16 protein-coding genes are annotated in these 17,539 nt (G+C 64.2%); 6 read left to right on the top strand and 10 right to left on the bottom strand.

What is annotated here, in order from left to right; all coding sequences use genetic code 11:
- Positions 1–5: 5 nt before the first annotated feature.
- The 6 genes from E8E78_RS22330 to E8E78_RS22355 form a co-directional block, all read right to left on the bottom strand.
- Positions 6–1,301: an FAD-binding oxidoreductase gene (locus E8E78_RS22330; protein WP_049276146.1), complete on the bottom strand. Its 1,296-nt coding sequence runs from the start codon at positions 1,299–1,301 to the stop codon at positions 6–8.
- A gap of 54 nt (positions 1,302–1,355) precedes the next feature.
- On the bottom strand, positions 1,356–1,778 hold the full coding sequence (locus E8E78_RS22335; protein WP_280314177.1) for a RidA family protein: 423 nt from the start codon (positions 1,776–1,778) through the stop codon (positions 1,356–1,358).
- 30 nt (positions 1,779–1,808) lie between these two features.
- Positions 1,809–2,948 (bottom strand): tyramine oxidase subunit B, encoded by a 1,140-nt coding sequence (locus E8E78_RS22340; protein WP_049276149.1) that lies wholly within the window; start codon positions 2,946–2,948, stop codon positions 1,809–1,811.
- A 125-nt stretch (positions 2,949–3,073) separates the two neighbouring features.
- The gene (locus E8E78_RS22345; protein WP_280314175.1) at positions 3,074–4,291 is read right to left on the bottom strand and encodes a multidrug effflux MFS transporter; all 1,218 of its coding nucleotides are present in this window, start codon (positions 4,289–4,291) and stop codon (positions 3,074–3,076) included.
- 212 nt (positions 4,292–4,503) lie between these two features.
- The gene (locus E8E78_RS22350) at positions 4,504–5,814 is read right to left on the bottom strand and encodes a hypothetical protein (protein ID WP_049274528.1); all 1,311 of its coding nucleotides are present in this window, start codon (positions 5,812–5,814) and stop codon (positions 4,504–4,506) included.
- Positions 5,815–5,993: 179 nt separating this feature from the next.
- Entirely contained in the window at positions 5,994–7,481 is a 1,488-nt protein-coding gene (locus tag E8E78_RS22355; protein WP_049274529.1) for an aldehyde dehydrogenase family protein, read from the bottom strand.
- Positions 7,482–7,848: 367 nt separating this feature from the next.
- Here E8E78_RS22355 and E8E78_RS22360 point away from each other — a divergent pair, with 367 nt between their 5' ends.
- The 3 genes from E8E78_RS22360 to feaR all read left to right on the top strand — a co-directional run bounded on the left by E8E78_RS22360 (position 7,849) and on the right by feaR (position 10,953).
- Complete coding sequence (locus E8E78_RS22360) at positions 7,849–9,345, top strand: APC family permease (protein ID WP_059395909.1); 1,497 nt, start codon at positions 7,849–7,851, stop codon at positions 9,343–9,345.
- The gene (locus tag E8E78_RS22365) at positions 9,326–9,898 is read left to right on the top strand and encodes a DUF3156 family protein (protein WP_059395908.1); all 573 of its coding nucleotides are present in this window, start codon (positions 9,326–9,328) and stop codon (positions 9,896–9,898) included. Before E8E78_RS22360 ends, E8E78_RS22365 begins: the two co-directional genes overlap by 20 nt.
- Before the next feature lie 113 nt (positions 9,899–10,011).
- A complete protein-coding gene (feaR, locus tag E8E78_RS22370; RefSeq protein WP_049274532.1) occupies positions 10,012–10,953 on the top strand; it encodes a transcriptional regulator FeaR in 942 nt (313 codons plus the stop codon).
- A gap of 55 nt (positions 10,954–11,008) precedes the next feature.
- On the opposite strand, the gene E8E78_RS22375 is transcribed toward feaR, so the two are convergent.
- Complete coding sequence (locus tag E8E78_RS22375; RefSeq protein WP_280314170.1) at positions 11,009–12,307, bottom strand: FAD-binding oxidoreductase; 1,299 nt, start codon at positions 12,305–12,307, stop codon at positions 11,009–11,011.
- Between the two features lie 107 nt (positions 12,308–12,414).
- On the opposite strand from E8E78_RS22375, the gene hpaR reads away from it, so the two are divergent.
- Entirely contained in the window at positions 12,415–12,837 is a 423-nt protein-coding gene (gene hpaR / locus E8E78_RS22380) for a homoprotocatechuate degradation operon regulator HpaR (protein ID WP_059395906.1), read from the top strand.
- A gap of 11 nt (positions 12,838–12,848) precedes the next feature.
- Here the strand turns inward: hpaR and E8E78_RS22385 are convergent, their stop codons facing one another.
- The gene (locus E8E78_RS22385; RefSeq protein ID WP_280314168.1) at positions 12,849–13,448 is read right to left on the bottom strand and encodes a helix-turn-helix domain-containing protein; all 600 of its coding nucleotides are present in this window, start codon (positions 13,446–13,448) and stop codon (positions 12,849–12,851) included.
- Positions 13,449–13,650: 202 nt separating this feature from the next.
- On the opposite strand from E8E78_RS22385, the gene E8E78_RS22390 reads away from it, so the two are divergent.
- Both E8E78_RS22390 and E8E78_RS22395 read left to right on the top strand, forming a co-directional pair.
- A complete protein-coding gene (locus E8E78_RS22390; RefSeq protein ID WP_280314166.1) occupies positions 13,651–14,820 on the top strand; it encodes a p-hydroxyphenylacetate 3-hydroxylase oxygenase component in 1,170 nt (389 codons plus the stop codon).
- A 79-nt stretch (positions 14,821–14,899) separates the two neighbouring features.
- On the top strand, positions 14,900–15,829 hold the full coding sequence (locus E8E78_RS22395; protein WP_016498992.1) for a p-hydroxyphenylacetate 3-hydroxylase reductase component: 930 nt from the start codon (positions 14,900–14,902) through the stop codon (positions 15,827–15,829).
- Between the two features lie 149 nt (positions 15,830–15,978).
- Here the strand turns inward: E8E78_RS22395 and hpaI are convergent, their stop codons facing one another.
- A complete protein-coding gene (gene hpaI / locus E8E78_RS22400; protein ID WP_280337140.1) occupies positions 15,979–16,782 on the bottom strand; it encodes a 4-hydroxy-2-oxoheptanedioate aldolase in 804 nt (267 codons plus the stop codon).
- Between the two features lie 10 nt (positions 16,783–16,792).
- Positions 16,793–17,539 (bottom strand): 2-oxo-hept-4-ene-1,7-dioate hydratase (gene hpaH / locus E8E78_RS22405; RefSeq protein ID WP_280337131.1); only part of this gene is annotated, 747 nt, incomplete at its 5' end.

Here is a 17,539-nt window from a genome sequence, read left to right on the forward strand (position 1 = left end):
TTGTGTCAGGCGAAACGCTCGAAGCGGTACGGTGACGGGTCGATCAGCGGGGTGGCCTGGGCCACCAGGTCTGCCGCCAGCTGGCCAGCAGCAGGCGAGGTGCCGAAGCCATGCCCGGAAAAGCCGGTGGCCAGGGTCAGGCCCGGAATACTGGCCACCGGGCCGATGACCGGGTTGGAGTCGGGGGTGACGTCAATCGTGCCGGCCCAGGCGCTGGCGATACGGGCCTGTTCGAACACCGGCCAGGCCGCTTTCAGGTTGCGCATGGCCTCGTCGTTGAGGGCCGGGTTGGCGTGCGGGTCTTGTACCCGTACACGCTCGAAGGGGGTTACATCCGTTGCCTTCCAGCGCCGGGCCAGGGCCAGGTCCTTGAAGAAGTACTTGCCAAAGCTGATGCGCAAAAAGTCCCGCTGGGCACGCAGCTGGGGCAGGTAACGCTTGCCCAGCAGCAGGTGATCGAGGGTGAGGAAGGCGTCCAGCGCGCCGCGCTGGGTGATGATGTAGCCGCCGTCCTTGTGCTTGCGGAAGGAAAAATCTGGTGCGCCCACGGCGATGTCGGTTGGCCCGTCCATGGGCTCTGTGCGCAGCACGGAACAGGTCAGCGGCAAGGTCGGCAGGTTGATGCCCAGGTTGCCGAGGAACTTGCGCGACCACAGGCCACCGGCCAGCAACACCTGGTCGCAGCGGATTTCACCTTGCTCGGTGACCACCCCGCTGACACGGCCGGCTGCGGTGACCAGCGTGCGCACCGCGCAGTTCTCCACTACCACTGCACCTTTGGCGATCGCCGCCCGGGCGATGGCGCTGGCGGCCAGAGTCGGTTCGGCGCGGGCGTCGGAGGGGGTGAAGATGCCACCTGCCCAATCCGCCCGACCACCCGGCACCATCCGGGTGATTTCCCGCGTGCTCAGCAGGCGCGAATCCAGGCCCAGCGCCTCGACGCTTTTCAGCCAGCCTTCATGCATGCCCATCTGCGTGTCGTTACGGCCGATGAACATGATGCCGGCTTGGCGATAGCCAACGTCGCTGCCAACCCGTGCGGGCATCTCGGCCCACAGCCGATCAGCCGCCAGTGCCAGGGGAATGTCATGGGCGTGGCGGTTGGTCTTGCGCACCCAGCCCAGGTTGCGCGACGACTGCTCGCCAGCGATGCGCCCCTTTTCCAGCACCACCACCGGTATGTTGCGTTCGGCGAGGCTCAGTGCGGCGGTGAGGCCGATAATGCCGCCACCGATGATCACCACGGTAGTGGCGTCGGGGTGGCGGGTGCTGGTTTGCACAGGGGCGATCGTGGGAGACATGGCTTTACTCTTTGTTGTGCGTGCAGGGGGAGTGTTCAGCGCCAGCCAGCAGCCTCACTGGCCAAGGCGGATCAGGGTCACTTGCGCTTGCCCCGCAGCGCGGTAGGCGGTGACCTCCAGCTCGACCTTGTAAACGGTGGAGCCCAGCGGCGGGCAGGTGACCGTGGTGGCCGGGTCGATGCCGCGGAACTTCTCGCCGATCACGTCCATGACCCGTGGTACATCGGCAGGGTCCTGGATGAACACGCGCGAGTTGATGACATCGGCCAGGCTGGCATCGACTGCGGCCAGCGCGGTTTCGATGTTGGCGAACACCTGGTGGGTCTGTTCGATGACGTCCTCTGGAATGACCTGGGTCTGCGGGTTGCGTCCGGCGGTGTTGGAGACGTGAATCCAGTTGTCCACCGCCACCAGGCGGGAGTAGCTGGCCATGGCTTCGAACTTGGAGCCGGTTTTCAGTTTGATGATCTGTGTCATGGGCTTTGCCTTGTTATCCGGTTGCGGGGATCAGCTGAGAACGGGGGTTTCCCAGAGGTTGAGCTTTACGCCGATGCCTTGCTCGAGCGCCTTGCGGTACACCACGGTGCCCCAGGCCACGTCTTCGACGGGCATGCCGCCCACCGACATCAGGATGATTTCGTCGTCATGCAGGCGGCCCGGTGCGTCGCCGCTGATGATCTTGCCGATGTCTTCCACCTGCTCGGCGGCCAGCGTGCCTTCGGCAATCATGTCCATGAAGCGCACACCTACCAGCGGTACGTGGTTGTGCGCAGGCTTGGGCAGCTCTTCGAACCAGGCCTCGTAGAGGCCGGTGTTGTCCACCACCTTGCGCACGTCGTCCTGCTCCATGCCGGCGTCGATACTGCACGGGGCTGGCATGGCCAGGAACGCGCCAGGCTTGACCCACTCGCGGCGCACCAGCGGGTACTGGCTGGGGTCGCCGACTTCGCCCGAGCTGCAGTAGCTGACCAGGTCGGAACCGCGTACCACTTCTTCCAGGGTTTCCACCACCTGGACATGAGTGATTTGCGGGAAGCTGGTTTTCACCCAGGCGACGAAGGCATCCAGGTTCTTCTGGCCACGGCCCTTGACCTTGAGGGTGTCGATCAGCGGGCAGACGGCCATGAACGCAGCGACCGTGGTCTTGCCCATCACCCCCGGGCCGGCCAGGCCGATCACCTTGGCGTCCTTGCGCGCCAGGTGGCGGGCGCCGACGCCCGGGATGGCGCCGGTGCGGTAGGCCGACAGCAGGTTGGCCGACATGTGTGCCAGTGGCGCGCCGGTGTCGGCATCGTTGAGGGTGAACATCAGGATCGAGCGGGGCAGGCCTTTCTCACGGTTGGCGATGTTCGAGCCGTACCACTTGGCGCCTGCGGTCTGGAAGTTGCCGCCGAGGTACGCCGGCATCGCCATCATGCGCCGGTCGGCGGTGGGCTTGGGCATGTTGGGGAATGGCGAGTGCTCGGGGAAGGTAATCATCGCGCCGTGCGAGTCGCTGTTCGGGCCGGCCATGCGGTAGTCACCCTGGTACAGCAGGCCGAACATTTCTTCCATGGTGTCGACACAGGCCGGCATGTCGGTGACGCCGGCACGGATCATGTCCTGCTCGGACAGGTAGATGAAGTCAATTCTGGTATCGAGGGTCATGGCGGGTCTCGCAGGGCTGGCAGCCGTCGGATTTGTTGTTGGTTTCGAGGCAACCAGTTTCGCTAACGACTGGTAGGTCGTCTTGTGTCTGCCTGCCAGCCGAGTTGACCGTCAGTGCCAGGGCTTCAATGGCCCGCGAGCGAGAAGCTGGCCGGGGTGTGGCGCAGGCTGAGGGCGGTCAGCAGGCACACCACCAGGGTGCACAGGGCCAGCAGCGCGGCCCATGCGGTCGGGCCGTGGTTGAGTACCACTGCGGCCAGCGGGGCGGCGCCGGCAGACGCCGACAGCTGGATGGCGCCCAGCAGCGCTGCGGTGGAACCCAGTGCCTTTTCTTGCGAGGCCATCACCAGCGACATCAGCGTCGACTCGGCTATCCCCAGGCCGAACAGGGCTATCACCATGCCGCCGGCCACACCTGGCAGCCCCAGGCCGGTCAGTGCACCGAGCAGGCTGATGCAGGCACCGCCGGCCATGCACAGCACGCCCACCCAAGTCAAGGTATTGAGGCCCAGCCGGCTGATCAGGTGGCTGGCCGTCATGGCGCCGAGCAGGATCGACACCCCGGTGGCGCCAAACAGCAGGCCGAAGGCCTGGGCGCTCAGGCCGTAGTGGGCCTGGTACACCAGGGTGGCACCGCCGATGTAGGCGAACAGGAAGAAGAATACCGCAGCAACCGCCAGGGTCGGGCGCAGGAAGCGGCGGTCGGCGAGGATGGCCAGGTAGGTGCTGCAGGCGTGGCCCAGGCGCAGGGGTTCGCGTTTGCTGGGCGGCAGGGTTTCCGGCAGGTTCAGCAGGCTGTTGACCAGCACCGTCACGCCCATGCCGGCGAGTACCAGCATTACTGCACGCCAGCCGAAATGTGCGTCGATCACGCCGCCCAGGGCAGGTGCCAGGATCGGTGCGACGCCTTCGATGGTCATCAGCAGGGCGAACAGTTTGGTCGCGGCCACGCCCTGGCTCACATCACGCACCATGCTCATGATCACCACCAGGGTCAGCGCACTGCCCAGGCCCTGGAAAAAGCGCAGCATGATCAGGGTGTCGAGGCTGGGGGCTGCGGCTGCGCCCAGCGAGCACAGGATGAACAGCAGCAGGCCGGCCAGCAGCGGCTTGCGCCGGCCATAAGCGTCGACGATGGGGCCGAAGATCAGCTGGCCGGCGCCCATGGCCAGCAGGAAGAAGGTCAGTGTCAGCTGTACGCGGGTGAAGCTAGCCTGATAGTGGCTGGCGATTTCCGGCAGGCTCGACAGGTACATGTCGACGGCGGAAGGGCCGAGGGCGCCGATCAGGCCTAGGCCCAGGGCGAAGCTGAAGGGTATGGGAGGGGAGGGATTGGCTTGCATGGTTTTCTCTGGCTGATTTTTCGCCTACCGACCGGTAGGTTTGCGAATATTATTCGCCGAGTCGGCCAAGGTCAAACCCTTCCGCAAGGCCACTGATTCCTGTGGGAGCGGGCATGCCCGCGAACACCGGCAAAGCCGGTGCCACCGAGTCGCCTTCTTCGCGGGCATGCCCGCTCCCACATTGACCGCAGAGGTTGGTTACCGTGGTTGCGTCAGAACGGCACAGCCACGGTCAGCTGGCTGTACACATTGGTACCATTCCCTCCCACCTGGTTGCCGCCGTTGCTCTCGTCCTTGCGCGGCTGGTAAAGGCCCACCAGCGGGCTGATTATCAGGTGCTCGTTGACTGCCCATTCCACATACAGGTCCAGCTCCCGCGCATCGAGGTTGAGGCTTTCGCGGGTGCGTACGGTGTCGAAGTCGAAGTACAGCGCCCCGACTGTGAGATTTTCCAGCGGTGTCGCCTTCACGCCCACATGGTGGATACCCGTGTTGCTGTTGAAGGGGCCGGCGTAGTTGGCAGCGACTTCACCCTGGAACCAGGTGCCGTAACCGCTGGACAGGCCGCTGAACAGCGCGTCCCAGCCTGCCGAGTAGCGGGTGTAGCGGTAGGTAACCTGCGGTGCCCACGGCAGGTCGGCGAAGGTGTAGCCGGCCTGCAGGTACCAGGCTTGCTCGGGGCCGTCGGTCTTGTCCTGCCAGGCGTATTCGAAGGCGAAACTGGCATTGTCGATGCCGGCGTTGCCTTCGCCGCGCACGCTGTACACGTCCATGCCTTCGCGGGCTTTCTGAAAGTCGCTGGCCCATTGGTCGGTGACGTCGATGCCGTGAACCCAGGTCAGCCCGAGGGTGCCCAAGGCTTGGGTGTAGTCCAGCGTGCCGGCGGCCAGTTCGGTTTCGGCCTGGGCGCGGTTGTCGGATTTCAGCCATAGCAGGCTGCCATGCAGGCCATCGCTGCCCCCCAGGCGCAGCATTGCGGTGCGGTCGAAGGCGTGGCGGGCGGCCAGGTAGTAGGCCCCGCCGCGGTCCAGCGCACCGTCGGCGACGCCGTTGCCCAGGTTCGGGCCGTCGTCGTTGATCAAAAAACCACTGCCCAGGCGAATGGTCTGGCGGCCGGCGGAAACGTCCACTCCATCCTTGCCCAGCACCGGGAACAGGTCGGCCGAGCGCCAGCCGAGGAAGGCGTCTTCGATCTTGGTGGTGCGTTCGGAGCCATCGGTGTTGCCGGCCGCATCGCCATCGCCCCAGGTGGCCGAGCTCACCCAGTTCAGGCTGCCGTACAGCGTGCCGTTGCCGGCCAGGCCCTGGTCACCGCTGAGGCCATACTTGATAAAGCCTTCACGCCAGGTCGAACCCCCTGTGGTGCCGTCGTAGTTCTTGCGGCTGTTGAACATGCCCCATACCGCCAGCATGTCGGCGTTCAGGTGGCTGTCATCGTCGGCGTACAGCTCAACGGCCGGCGCGGCCTGGCTGGCCAGCAAGGTTGCCAGGGCCAGGCTGGACAGCGTCTGTGGTTTGACCATTTGCACATCCCTCGTTTGTTCTCGGCCACCTTCACAGGGGCCTTTGTTGTTCGGGGGCACCCTCGGTTCTGGCGAGGGGCCATCGCGGTTGGCGGCGATGGCCTATTAGGGCGTGTGCGGTGGGGCGGGGTCTTGTTCGTGGCTGCCAAGGCGCTTGCACGCCTTGGCCACAGGCGCGGTCAGTAGCGGATCATCACCGACTTGAGCTCGGTGAAGTCATCGATGAAGGCCGAGCCGAACTCGCGGCCAATGCCGGAAGCTTTGATGCCCCCAAACGGTACAGCCGGGTCGAGCAGGGTGTGCATGTTGACCCACAGGGTACCGGCCTGGATTTGCGGGATCATGCGCATGGCCTTGCCCAGGTCGTTGGTCCACAGGCTGGCGCTGAGGCCGTAGGGCGAGGCGTTCATCAGGTGCAGCAGTTCGTCTTCGTCGTCATAAGGCAGGAAGGTCGCCACAGGGCCGAAGGTTTCCTGGGTGAGCAGCGTGTCGCTGGCCGACCGAGCGAGGATTACCGTGGGTTCGACGAAACAGCCGGGGCCGTCGCCGAGGGTGCCGCCGTGAATGATCTGGCTGCCTTCGGCGCGGGCGATGGCGAACAGTTCGGCCAGCTTCTGCTGGTGCGGCTTGTTGGCCACGGGGCCGAACTGGGTGGCCTCGTCCAGTGGCGAGCCGATTTTCAGTTGGCCCAGGCGCTGGGACAGGGCGTCCAGCAGCGGGTCGATGCGCGAGCGGTGCACATAGAAGCGCTCGCCCGCGGCGCAGATTTGCCCCGAGTGCAGGAAGCCGGCCTCGATGATGCCGTCCACAGCCTTGTCGGTTGCCACGTCCGGCAGGAAGGCCACCGCGTTCTTGCCGCCCAGTTCCAGTGTCGCACGGGTCAGCTTGGCGCCCATGGCAGCCTGGCCTACGGCGATGCCAGTGGGCACGGAGCCGGTGAACGAGACCTTGTCGGTACCTGCGTGCTCGATCAGTGCCTTGCCCACCAGGCCACCACCGGTCAGCACGTTCAGTGCACCGGCCGGCAGGCCTGCTTCGGTGGCCAGTTCGGCAATGCGCAGCAGCGTCAGCGGGGTGAATTCGCTGGGCTTGAGGATAATGCTGCAGCCGGTTGTCAGGGCCGAGGCCAGCTTCCAGATGGCGATCATGCTGGCGAAGTTCCACGGCACGATGCCCACCACCACGCCAATCGGCTCGCGCAGGGTGAAGGCGCTGTAGCGCTCACCGGCGAACGAGGGCAGCGACGGGGTGATGGTCTGGCCGGTGATCTTGGTCGCCCAGCCGGCGTAGTAGCGCAGGAAGTGCGCGGCCTGCTGTACTTCGAACGCACGGGAAATGCCGATGAGCTTGCCGGATTGCAAGGTTTCCAGCTGCGCCAGTTCTTCGCGGTTGGCTTCCAGCAGGTCGGCCAGCTTGAACAGCACTGCGGCGCGGGCGGCGGGGCTGGTGTGCGACCAGGCGGTAAAGCCTTGGCGCGAGGAGCTGACGGCATGGTCGACATCGGCCTGGTTGGCGTCGGCGATGTGGGCGATGGTCTGGCCGTTGGCCGGGTTGACCACGGCAATGTTCGACGACGACTGGCTGGCGAGGTGCTGGCCGTGGATGAACACGCCATGCTCGCGGGCCAGGAAGGCCGTGACGGCAGGTAGGAGGGTGATGTCGCTCATGCAGACTCCGGGGCAGGTGGCCAAAGTTTGCAGCTTAATAAGCGGGGCAGTGCGGTGCTTGTGCCTGCGTGACAGGTGCATGACTGTGGCTGCCAACCGCACTGGGTAAGCCTTGTGGGAGCGGCCTTGTGTCGCGATAGGGCCGCAGAGCGGCCCCGGCGATGTTGGCGGCGAAGCTGAAAATGCTGGGGCCGCTTCGCGCCCCTATCGCGACGCAAGGCCGCTCCCACAAAAAAAGCGAGCGTAGGCCGGGCTGATTGCTGGCAGGCAGCAACAAGCCCGGCGGCAGCCATCGGCAAGACGCCATGCCACCGGCAGCGCACAGTAATCACTCGTTCAACGCCACAAAAACAAGCCGGGGCATACGATGTCACTCAATAACAAGCTCACCGAGCACCTCAACCGCGGCACGGTCGGTTTCCCCACCGCACTGGCCAGCACTGTCGGGCTGATTATGGCCAGCCCGGTGATCCTCACCGCGACCATGGGCTTTGGCATCGGCGGCAGCGCCTTCGCCGTGGCCATGGTCATCGCCGCACTGATGATGCTGGCGCAGTCCACCACCTTTGCCGAGGCTGCGTCGATCCTGCCGACCACGGGCTCGGTATACGACTACATCAACTGTGGCATGGGCCGTTTCTTCGCCATTACCGGCACGCTGTCGGCCTACCTGATCGTGCATGTGTTCGCCGGTACCGCCGAAACCATCCTGTCGGGGGTGATGGCGCTGGTGAACTTCGAGCACCTCAATACCCTGGCGGAATCCGCCGGCGGTTCGTGGCTGCTGGGGGTGTGCTTCGTGGTGGCGTTTGCGGTGCTCAATGCCTTTGGCGTCAGCGCCTTCAGCCGCGCGGAAGTGGTCCTCACCTTCGGCATGTGGACCACCTTGATGGTGTTCGGCGTGCTTGGCCTGATCGCCGCACCCGCAGTGGAGCTGGACGGCCCGTTCGGCGTGTCGCTGGTGGGCACCGACCTGATGACCATCCTCTCGCTGGTCGGCATGGCCATGTTCATGTTCGTTGGCTGCGAGTTCGTCACGCCGCTTGCCCCCGAACTGCGTCGCTCGGCCTGGGTGCTGCCGCGGGCCATGGCGCTGGGCCTGTTTGGCGTGGCCAGCTGCATGTTCATCTACGGAGCGGCGATGAAGCGCCAGGTGGAAAACGTGGTGCTGGATGCCGCCAGTGGCGTGCACCTGCTGGACACGCCCATGGCCATCCCGCGGTTCGCCGAGCAGGTGATGGGTGATATTGGCCCAGTGTGGCTGGGTATCGGGTTCCTGTTCGCCGGCGCGGCCACCATCAACACGCTGATGGCCGGTGTGCCACGTATTCTTTACGGCATGGCGGTGGACGGCGCGTTGCCCAAGGTGTTCACCTACCTGCACCCGCGCTTCAAGACACCGCTGCTGTGCATCCTGGTGGTGGCGTTGATCCCTTGCCTGCATGCCTGGTACCTGGGCGGCAACCCGGACAACATCCTGCACCTGGTGCTGGCCGCCGTGTGCGCCTGGAGCACCGCCTACCTGCTGGTGACCCTGTCGGTGGTGATATTGCGCATCCGCCGCCCAGACCTGCCGCGTGCCTACCGCTCGCCGCTGTTCCCGTTGCCGCAGATATTCTCCAGCAGCGGTATCCTCATCGGCATGGCGTTCATCACACCGCCGGGCATGAACCCTGCCGATGTCTACGTGCCGTTCGCCATCATGCTTGGCGCCACTGCGGCCTATGCATTGTTCTGGACGCTGTGCGTGCAGAAGGTCAACCCGTTCAAGCCGGCGCGGGTCGAGGATGTGCTCGAGAAAGAGTTTGCTGCCGAGCCTGGCCACGCCGTGGGGCACGTGCTGCATGATCAGAAATTTGCGTGAACGCTTGCTGGCGCCCCGGGCGCCTTCCGGGTATCGCCCAGGCGCCACGCTGGCATGCCTGGCGCGCAACCTGGGGCAGCAGAACCTGGTGGCGGCCGGGGTGATCCACGACCCGGCCCAGGGTTGGCAGGCCAGGGTGTACGAACGCGTCGAGGCCCACCTGCTGATGCACATCGTCACCTGTGAGTTCCAGCTGCAGTTGCCTGCTCCGCAAGGGGGCGAGGTCAGCCTGGAGCTGCGCCATACCGGTGCACTACGCCGTACCGGCCTGGCCTGTGTGTACCGCAAGGGCGACCGGGCGCGCTTCGCCCGACTGCGCGACCGGTTGCTGCAGCAGGCCGCACTGGTGGCGGCGCTGATGCCGCTGGATTTCAAGCGCCTGACCTTGGCCTGGCGCGACGGCCAATGGCTGCTGACGCTGGAGCACATGGGCGGTAGCGAAGTGGTCAACCGCATGCCGGCGTTTCGCCGCTACATTCCCATCAGCCCGGAACAGCGTGCGCACCTGATGGCCAGCCTGGCCCAGTTCAACACTTTGCTGCCCAGCCTTTGACGCAAACTGGCATACGCCTTGCTGTATCTAGCGACGAATGATGACAGTTGTGCGCACATAGATAACATGTTAACAATGTGCGCATAACAACAAATCCTGCGTCGAGGGCAGCCATGCATACTCAACAATCCAACCGTCAGGGGCTGGAACGCTGGACCACGGCCATGCAACAGATCTGTGGCCGTTTCGAGACGGAACTTGCGTCCAATCACTCGCTGTTCATCGGCGAGGTTTCTACCTTTTCCCGTGCCGGCTTGCCGCTGGCCAACCTGCGCACCAATGCCGGCAACATCCGCCGGCTGGGCGAAAACCCGACTCTTGACGATGACCAGCATTGTTTCCTGGTCAGCCAGCGTGCGGGGCATTCCACCGTGTCCCAGGGGGGCATGCAGGTCAGCCTGGCGCCGGGTGAGCTGCTGCTGATGGATTCGGTCGGGCGCTGCGAAATCACCCCCAGTGGGTTGATCGAACATGTCTCGCTGGCCCTGTCGCGTGAGCAGGTACGCAAGTACGTGCAAGGCAGCGGCCCGATGTTTGGCAAGATCTCCTCAAGCAACGCCTGCGGGCGCATGCTGCATGTGCTGATGGACCAACTGTGCAAGGACGGCAATGTAAGCGGTGATGGTGCCCAGGGCGACGCGCTGCAGACCGCCTTCATTGCCCTGCTGGAGCCAGGCTTCGAGCGCCATGGCGAAGCGCTGGGCAACCTTGGGGCCTTGAACGGGGCCAACCTGCGGGGCTACGTGCAGCAGGTGATCGACGAGTCCCTGTCACAGCCCGGGCTGACCCCGTCCAACCTGGCCGGTCGCCTGAACATCTCGGTGCGTCACCTGTACCGGCTGTTCGAGGAGGAGGGCGATAGTGTGTGCCGCTACATTCAGCGGGCGCGCCTGAAGCGCAGTGCGGATGACCTGGCCAACCCGTTCTTCAGGAGCGAGTCGATTACCTCGATTGCCTACAAGTGGGGGTTTACCGACTCGGCGCATTTCAGCCGCTCGTTCAAGAAACAGTTCGAACGCTCGCCCAAGGACTACCGGGCGCAGGCGATGGTTTGAGTGTGATGGTGCTGCTTGTGCGGGCCTCATCGCCGGCAAGTCACTTGGCGGCGGTTCAGCGACGGCCGTTGAAGTAGCCCGACAGCTGGTGCACGGTCTTGCCGGCAGTGAGCAGCAGCGGGCGGAAATGGTCCTTGCCGAGGATGCGCGCATGCTTGACCGAGCTGACCAGGTCATAGCGCTTCGATCCCTCCTGCATACCCTCGGCGAGTATCTTGCAAATGATGTGGCTGGGCGTGACGCCAAAGCCGGAGTAGCCCTGCACATAGAAAGCGTTGGGGCGGTTGTCGAGGGTGCCTATCTGCGGAAACAGGTTGGCACTGGTGGCCATCGGGCCGCCCCAGGCCAGGTCGATGCGCACGTCTTTCAGGTAGGGGAAAATCTTCAGCATCAGCGCGCGGTTCCACGCCTTCAGGTCCAGCGGGAAGTGCTCGACGAAGGGCGTGGCGGCGCCAAACAGCAGGCGGTTCTCGCGGGTGACCCGGTAGTAGTCGATCACCGGGCGGATGTCGCTGTAGGCCCCGCGTATCGGGCTGATGCGCTCGATCAGCTCATCCGGCAATGGCTCGGTCATCATCTGGAAGGCATAGGTGTTTATAGTGCGTGCGTGCAGCTGCGGCTCCAGCTTGTTGAGGAAGCTGTCGCACGCCCACAGCAGCTTGCTGGCGCGTACCGAGCCACGGCCGGTGCGTACCGTGATGCGCTCGCCGTAGGTCACTTCCAGGGCCGGGCTGTGTTCGAAGATGCGCGCACCATGGCCCACCAGTGCCTGCGCTTCGCCCAGCAGCAGGTTCAGGGAATGCACATGGCCACCGCCCATGTGGATCAGGGCGCTGCTGTAGGCGTTGCTGCCGATGATCTGGCGCACTTCGCTGCCACCGAGAAAACGGATCTCGTCGCGGGTATTGATCGCCTTGAACGCCTTCTCCCATTTGCGCAGGGTCTGTTCCTGGCGGCGGTTGAAGCCCATGTAGCCATAGCCGTGGCAGAAGTCGGCGTCGATGGCGTAGCGGGCGATGCGGTCCTTGATGATGCCGGCGCCCAGTTCGCTGATTTCGAAAATATCCCTCACGCCCTGATCACCGACGCTGCTGCGGATCTTCTCCAGGTCGTGGCCGATGCCCGCCATGATCTGCCCGCCGTTGCGCCCGCTACCGCCGTAGCCCAGATAACGGCCCTCGAGCACGACGATATTGGTCACGCCTTGTTCCGCCAGCTCCAGGGCGGTGTTAATGCCGGAGAAACCGCCACCGATCACCACGACATCGGCCTCGATGTCGCGTTCCAGGGTTGGGAAGCTCAGGTTGTACTTCTTGGTCGCCGAGTAGTAGGTGGGGCTCTCGAGGGTGATCATGACGCCGCCTGCTGACTGGAAATGGGTAGAAATCATTCTATTAATGTATTAATGATTGTGCACTGGCATACTCGCCGGTTTGCTATTTCCAGCCTCCTTGAGCCCGCATGACCACACCGAGACCCTCCCTCACCCTGACCTTGCTGCAGGCGCGCGAAGCCACCATGGCATTCTTCCGCCCGGCGCTGAATGCCCATGACCTGACCGAGCAGCAATGGCGGGTAATCCGTATCCTGCGCCAGCAAGGCGAGCTGGAAAGCCATCAGTTGGCGGAGCTGGCCTGTATCCTCAAACCCAGCATGAGCGGGGTGCTCAAGCGCCTGGAGCGTGACGGCATCGTAGCGCGGCGCAAGTCGCCGGAAGACCAGCGCCGGGTGTTCATCAGCCTGACCAAGGCCGGTCAGCAAGCGTTTCTGGCGATGAGCGAGGAGATGACGCACAACTACGACAAGATCCTCGCCCAGTTTGGCGAGGACAAGCTGCAGCAGCTGATGCAGCTGCTGGATGAAATGAAGAAGATCAAACCCTGACGCGCCAGGCGTCAGCGGTTGAGTGACAGCGAGTCTTCCAGCACTTTCAGTAGTGCTGCCGCGCGCCGCTCATAGGCGTCGGGGCCTGCGTACATCAGCTCTACATACAGGCTGTCGATGATGCCCAGGTAGGCATCGGCATACAGCGCCAGGCGGCTTTGCTGCTCATGCGCCCAGCCGTGGCGAGCTTGCAGGGCCACGCTGAACCCTTCGCGTATGCCGTCCAGGTATTGTTCAAAGCCCGAAGTGACAATCGGCTTGATGCCCGCCGGGGGCAGGAACGCCGTGCGCAACACGAAGCGCAGTTCGGCCGAGTCGCGATAACGTTCGGCCAGGTGCAGGGCCAGCCAGTGCCCCGCCGCCAGGCCGTCGCGGGCTTCCTGCGCAAAGCCGTGCTCGACAAAGGCCGTTTCCTGCACAAGCGCACGCTGGAACACCTCCACGAACAAGGCGTCCTTGTTGGCGAAATGCGCATACAGCGATGCCTTGCGCATGCCCGCCAACTGGGCGATTTCGTTCAGCGAAGAGGCGTCATAACCGTACTCGGCGAAGTGGCCGACGGCGGCATCGCACACACGCACCGCAGAAGGGGAAAGGTCTTTCAACAGCATCACTCCGTCAGGGGCGCGGCGGGCCGCGCGCGTCTTGAGGGTTGGATTGTGGTGATCGAAAATGCACGGGTCAATGCTTGTCGCAAGGCAATTTCCGGGCGCCATGGAAAGTGCAATGTTCCCCTCGTAACGTGCATTCCGCCACCCAATCGCCGCTCACATACTGATCGCGTCTTCGAATCCAATAAGAAAGAGACCGCTCATGAAAAAGCCAAACCCCCTGCTGGAAGACCTGAAGTCCGTCCTGCCGACCATTGCCGCCAATGCCATGCGTGCAGAGCAGGACCGCAGTGTGCCGGCAGAGAATATCGCCTTGCTGAAAAGCATCGGCATGCACCGCGCTTTCTTGCCCAAACACTTCGGCGGCATGGAAATCACCCTGCCGGAGTTCGCCCAGTGCATCGCCTTGCTGGCGGGGGCCTGCGCCAGCACAGCCTGGGCCATGAGCCTGCTGTGCACCCACAGCCACCAGATGGCAATGTTCTCGCCCAAGCTACAACAGGAGGTGTGGGGTAGCGACCCGGATGCTACCGCCAGCAGCAGTATCGCGCCGTTCGGCCGCACTGAAGAGGTTGAGGGTGGCGTGTCGTTCAGCGGCGAAATGGGCTGGAGTTCCGGTTGCGACCACGCCGAATGGGCGATTCTCGGTTTCCGCCGCAAGAATGCCGAAGGCGCTCAGGATTACTGCTTCGCCGTCCTGCCTCGCAGCGACTATGAAATCCGTGATGACTGGTATGCCGTGGGCATGCGCGGCAGCGGCAGCAAGACCCTGATCGTGCGTGATGCCTTCGTGCCCGAGCACCGCATCCAGAAGGCCAAGGACATGATGGAGGGCAAGTCGGCGGGCTTTGGTTTGTACCCCGACAGCAAGATTTTCTTCGCCCCGTATCGCCCGTATTTTGCCAGCGGCTTCTCCACGGTCAGCTTGGGCGTTGCCGAGCGCATGCTGGAGGTGTTCCGCGAGAAAACCCGCAACCGCGTGCGTGCCTACACCGGTGCTGCCGTGGGCGCCGCCACCCCGGCGCTGATGCGCCTGGCCGAGTCGACCCATCAGGTGGCCGCTGCCCGGGCATTGCTGGAAAAGAGCTGGGACGAGATTGCCGAGCACAGTGCCCGTCACGAATACCCGTCGCGTGGCACGCTGGCGTTCTGGCGTACCAACCAGGGCTACGCCGTGAAGATGTGCATCCAGGCCGTCGACCGCCTGATGGAAGCGGCCGGTGGTGGCGCCTGGTTCGAGAGCAACGAACTGCAGCGGCTGTTCCGCGATTCGCACATGACCGGTGCCCATGCCTACACCGATTACGACGTGTGTGCGCAAATCCTCGGCCGCGAGCTGATGGGCCTGGAGCCTGACCCGGCGATGGTCTGAGCCGCCACTTGTTTTCACCCATCCCCTACAAGCACAACAACAAACAGGGCAGGCTGCCAGGCCTGCCCGGGAGTCTTGCATGTCCAAAGAAACCTTCGATTCACGTGCCTTCCGCCGCGCCCTGGGCAACTTTGCCACCGGCGTGACCGTGGTGACTGCCGCCGGCCCCAGTGGCCGCAAGGTCGGCGTTACCGCCAACAGCTTCAACTCGGTGTCGCTGGACCCGGCGCTGATCCTGTGGAGCATCGACAAGCGCTCTACCAGCCATGAAGTGTTCGAAGAGGCCTCGCACTTTGCCGTGAACATTCTGGCTGCGGACCAGATCGACCTGTCCAACAACTTTGCCCGCCCGAAGGAAGATCGCTTTGCCGGTATCGACTACGAGACCGGCACTGGCGGCGCGCCGTTGTTCGCCGATTGCGCGGCGCGCTTTGAGTGTGAAAAGTACCAGCAGCTGGACGGTGGCGATCACTGGATCCTGGTGGGCAAGGTTGTGGCCTTTGATGACTTTGGCCGCTCGCCGCTGCTGTACCACCAGGGCGCCTATTCAATGGTGCTGCCGCATACTCGCATGACCCAAGGCGCAGAGGGGCAGGCACCGAGCAGCCACTTCCAGGGCCGCCTGCAGCACAACCTGTACTACCTGATGACCCAGGCGTTGCGTGCCTATCAGGCTGACTACCAGCCACGCCAGCTGTGCACCGGCCTGCGCACCAGCGAGGCACGCATGCTGATGGTGCTGGAGAACGATGCGGGCCTGAGCCTGAACGACCTGCAACGCGAAGTGGCGATGCCGGCGCGGGAGATCGAGGAAGCGGTTGCCAACCTCAAGCGCAAAGGGCTGATTGCCGATGACGAAGGGCGAGTGCGGCTATCGGTGAAGGGCGTGGACGAGACCGAGGCGTTGTGGACCATTGCCCGGCAACAGCAGGACAAGGTGTTCGGGCAGTTCAGTGAACAGCAGCTGGAGACTTTCAAGACCGTGCTCAAGGCCCTTATCAACATCTGAACATCGCTTTGGATGGCACCGGCTGTGCCGGTGTTCGCGGGTGAACCCGCTCCCACAGGTCCAGCGCCAGTAGCAACTTCGGCGCGGTCCCTGTGGGAGCGGCTTTAGCCGCGAACACCGGCAAAGCCGGTGCCATCCAACCAGAAGCCTCAGTAGACACCACCCCCGGCACTGGGGACTACCACTGTATCCTTGAACTTCCCCGCCAGCTCGCGCAGCCCGCGCATCAGCACCGTGGTATCCACACCCACCGCCACAAACGCCGCACCCAGCTCGATGTAGCGTCGCGCCAGTTTCTCGTCCGCGCTGAGAATGCCGGCGGCTTTGCCCGCCTTGCCAATGCGCACGATTGCGTCTTCAATCGCCGCCTGCACCTCCGGGTGCCCGGGGTTGCCGCGATGCCCCATGGCCGCACTCAGGTCTGCAGGCCCGATGAACACGCCATCCACACCTTCCACTGCAACGATCTCGTCCAGGGTGGCCAGGCCTTCCTTGTTCTCGATCTGCACCAGCAGGCACATTTGCTCATCGGCGTGGTCCAGGTAACCGGGGAGGGTGTTCCAGCGCGAAGCCCGCGCCAGCGCGCTGCCCACCCCGCGAATGCCCTTGGGCGGGTAATGCATGGCCTTGACCAGTTGCCGCGCCTGTTCGGCAGTTTCCACCATCGGCACCAGCAAGGTTTGTGCGCCGATATCCAGCACCTGCTTGATCAGCGCGGTATCGCCGATCACCGGGCGGATCACTGCCTGGCTGGGGTAGGGTGCCACCGCCTGCAACTGGGCGAGCATGCCGCGCAGGTCGTTGGGCGCGTGTTCGCCGTCGATCAGCAGCCAGTCGAAACCGGCATTGGCCGCCAGCTCGGCGCAGTAGGCATCGGCCAGGCCGAGCCACAGGCCGATTTGCGGTTCACCGCTGTGCAGGCGTCGCTTGAAGTGGTTGATGGGCATGTCCATGAGCAGGTCCTTAAACGAAGCGGCAGGCGATGGAGCCGAGCATGTCGTAGTCGACGTGGAAGGTGTCACCTGGGCGAGCGGCGACCGGGCGGGTGAACGAACCCCCAAGGATGATCTGGCCGGGCTGCAAGGTGACGTCGTACGGCGCCAGTTTGTTGGCCAGCCAGGCAACGCCTTTGGCCGGGTGGTTGAGCACGGCAGCGCTGACCCCGGATTCCTCGATCACGCCATTGCGGTAGAGCACCGCCGGCACTTTGCGCAGGTCGATTTCGGTGGGGCGCACGGCCCGCCCGCCCATCACCACGCCGGCATTGGCGGCGTTGTCGGAGATGGTGTCGAACACCTTGCGGGTGGCCTGGGTTTGCGGGTCCACCTGCTGGATGCGCGCGTCAATGATTTCCAGCGCCGGGATCACCCACTCGGTGGCGTCCAGCACATCAAACACGGTGATGTTCGGGCCCTTCAGCGGCTTGCCGAGGATGAACGCCAACTCCACTTCAACCCGCGGCACGATGAAGCGCTCGAAGGGGATGTCGCTGCCTTCGTCGAACAGCATGTCGTCGAGCAAGGCGCCGTAGTCGGGCTCGGTGATGTTCGACGATACCTGCATGGCGCGCGAGGTCAGGCCGATCTTGTGGCCCACCAGCTTGCGCCCGGCGGCGATCTTTTTTGCCACCCAGGCGCGCTGGATGGCGTAGGCGTCTTCGATGGTGATTGCCGGTTGCTCCAGCGAGAACTGGCGCACTTGCTCGCGGGA

This window comes from Pseudomonas sp. BN505 (assembly GCF_029873175.1).
GTDB lineage: Bacteria > Pseudomonadota > Gammaproteobacteria > Pseudomonadales > Pseudomonadaceae > Aquipseudomonas > Aquipseudomonas putida.

Excerpts from the sequence above, each read along its gene's own strand:
- E8E78_RS22385 (WP_280314168.1), bottom strand. The coding sequence starts at position 13,448 with ATGCTGTTGAAAGACCTTTCCCCTTCTGCGGTGCGTGTGTGCGATGCC.
- E8E78_RS22375 (WP_280314170.1), bottom strand. The coding sequence starts at position 12,307 with ATGATCACCCTCGAGAGCCCCACCTACTACTCGGCGACCAAGAAGTAC.
- E8E78_RS22340 (WP_049276149.1), bottom strand. The coding sequence starts at position 2,948 with ATGACCCTCGATACCAGAATTGACTTCATCTACCTGTCCGAGCAGGAC.
- hpaR (WP_059395906.1), top strand. The coding sequence starts at position 12,415 with ATGACCACACCGAGACCCTCCCTCACCCTGACCTTGCTGCAGGCGCGC.
- E8E78_RS22365 (WP_059395908.1), top strand. The coding sequence starts at position 9,326 with ATGATCAGAAATTTGCGTGAACGCTTGCTGGCGCCCCGGGCGCCTTCC.
- E8E78_RS22390 (WP_280314166.1), top strand. The coding sequence starts at position 13,651 with ATGAAAAAGCCAAACCCCCTGCTGGAAGACCTGAAGTCCGTCCTGCCG.
- hpaI (WP_280337140.1), bottom strand. The coding sequence starts at position 16,782 with ATGGACATGCCCATCAACCACTTCAAGCGACGCCTGCACAGCGGTGAA.
- E8E78_RS22335 (WP_280314177.1), bottom strand. The coding sequence starts at position 1,778 with ATGACACAGATCATCAAACTGAAAACCGGCTCCAAGTTCGAAGCCATG.
- E8E78_RS22395 (WP_016498992.1), top strand. The coding sequence starts at position 14,900 with ATGTCCAAAGAAACCTTCGATTCACGTGCCTTCCGCCGCGCCCTGGGC.
- E8E78_RS22330 (WP_049276146.1), bottom strand. The coding sequence starts at position 1,301 with ATGTCTCCCACGATCGCCCCTGTGCAAACCAGCACCCGCCACCCCGAC.
- E8E78_RS22355 (WP_049274529.1), bottom strand. The coding sequence starts at position 7,481 with ATGAGCGACATCACCCTCCTACCTGCCGTCACGGCCTTCCTGGCCCGC.
- E8E78_RS22360 (WP_059395909.1), top strand. The coding sequence starts at position 7,849 with ATGTCACTCAATAACAAGCTCACCGAGCACCTCAACCGCGGCACGGTC.
- E8E78_RS22345 (WP_280314175.1), bottom strand. The coding sequence starts at position 4,291 with ATGCAAGCCAATCCCTCCCCTCCCATACCCTTCAGCTTCGCCCTGGGC.
- feaR (WP_049274532.1), top strand. The coding sequence starts at position 10,012 with ATGCATACTCAACAATCCAACCGTCAGGGGCTGGAACGCTGGACCACG.
- E8E78_RS22350 (WP_049274528.1), bottom strand. The coding sequence starts at position 5,814 with ATGGTCAAACCACAGACGCTGTCCAGCCTGGCCCTGGCAACCTTGCTG.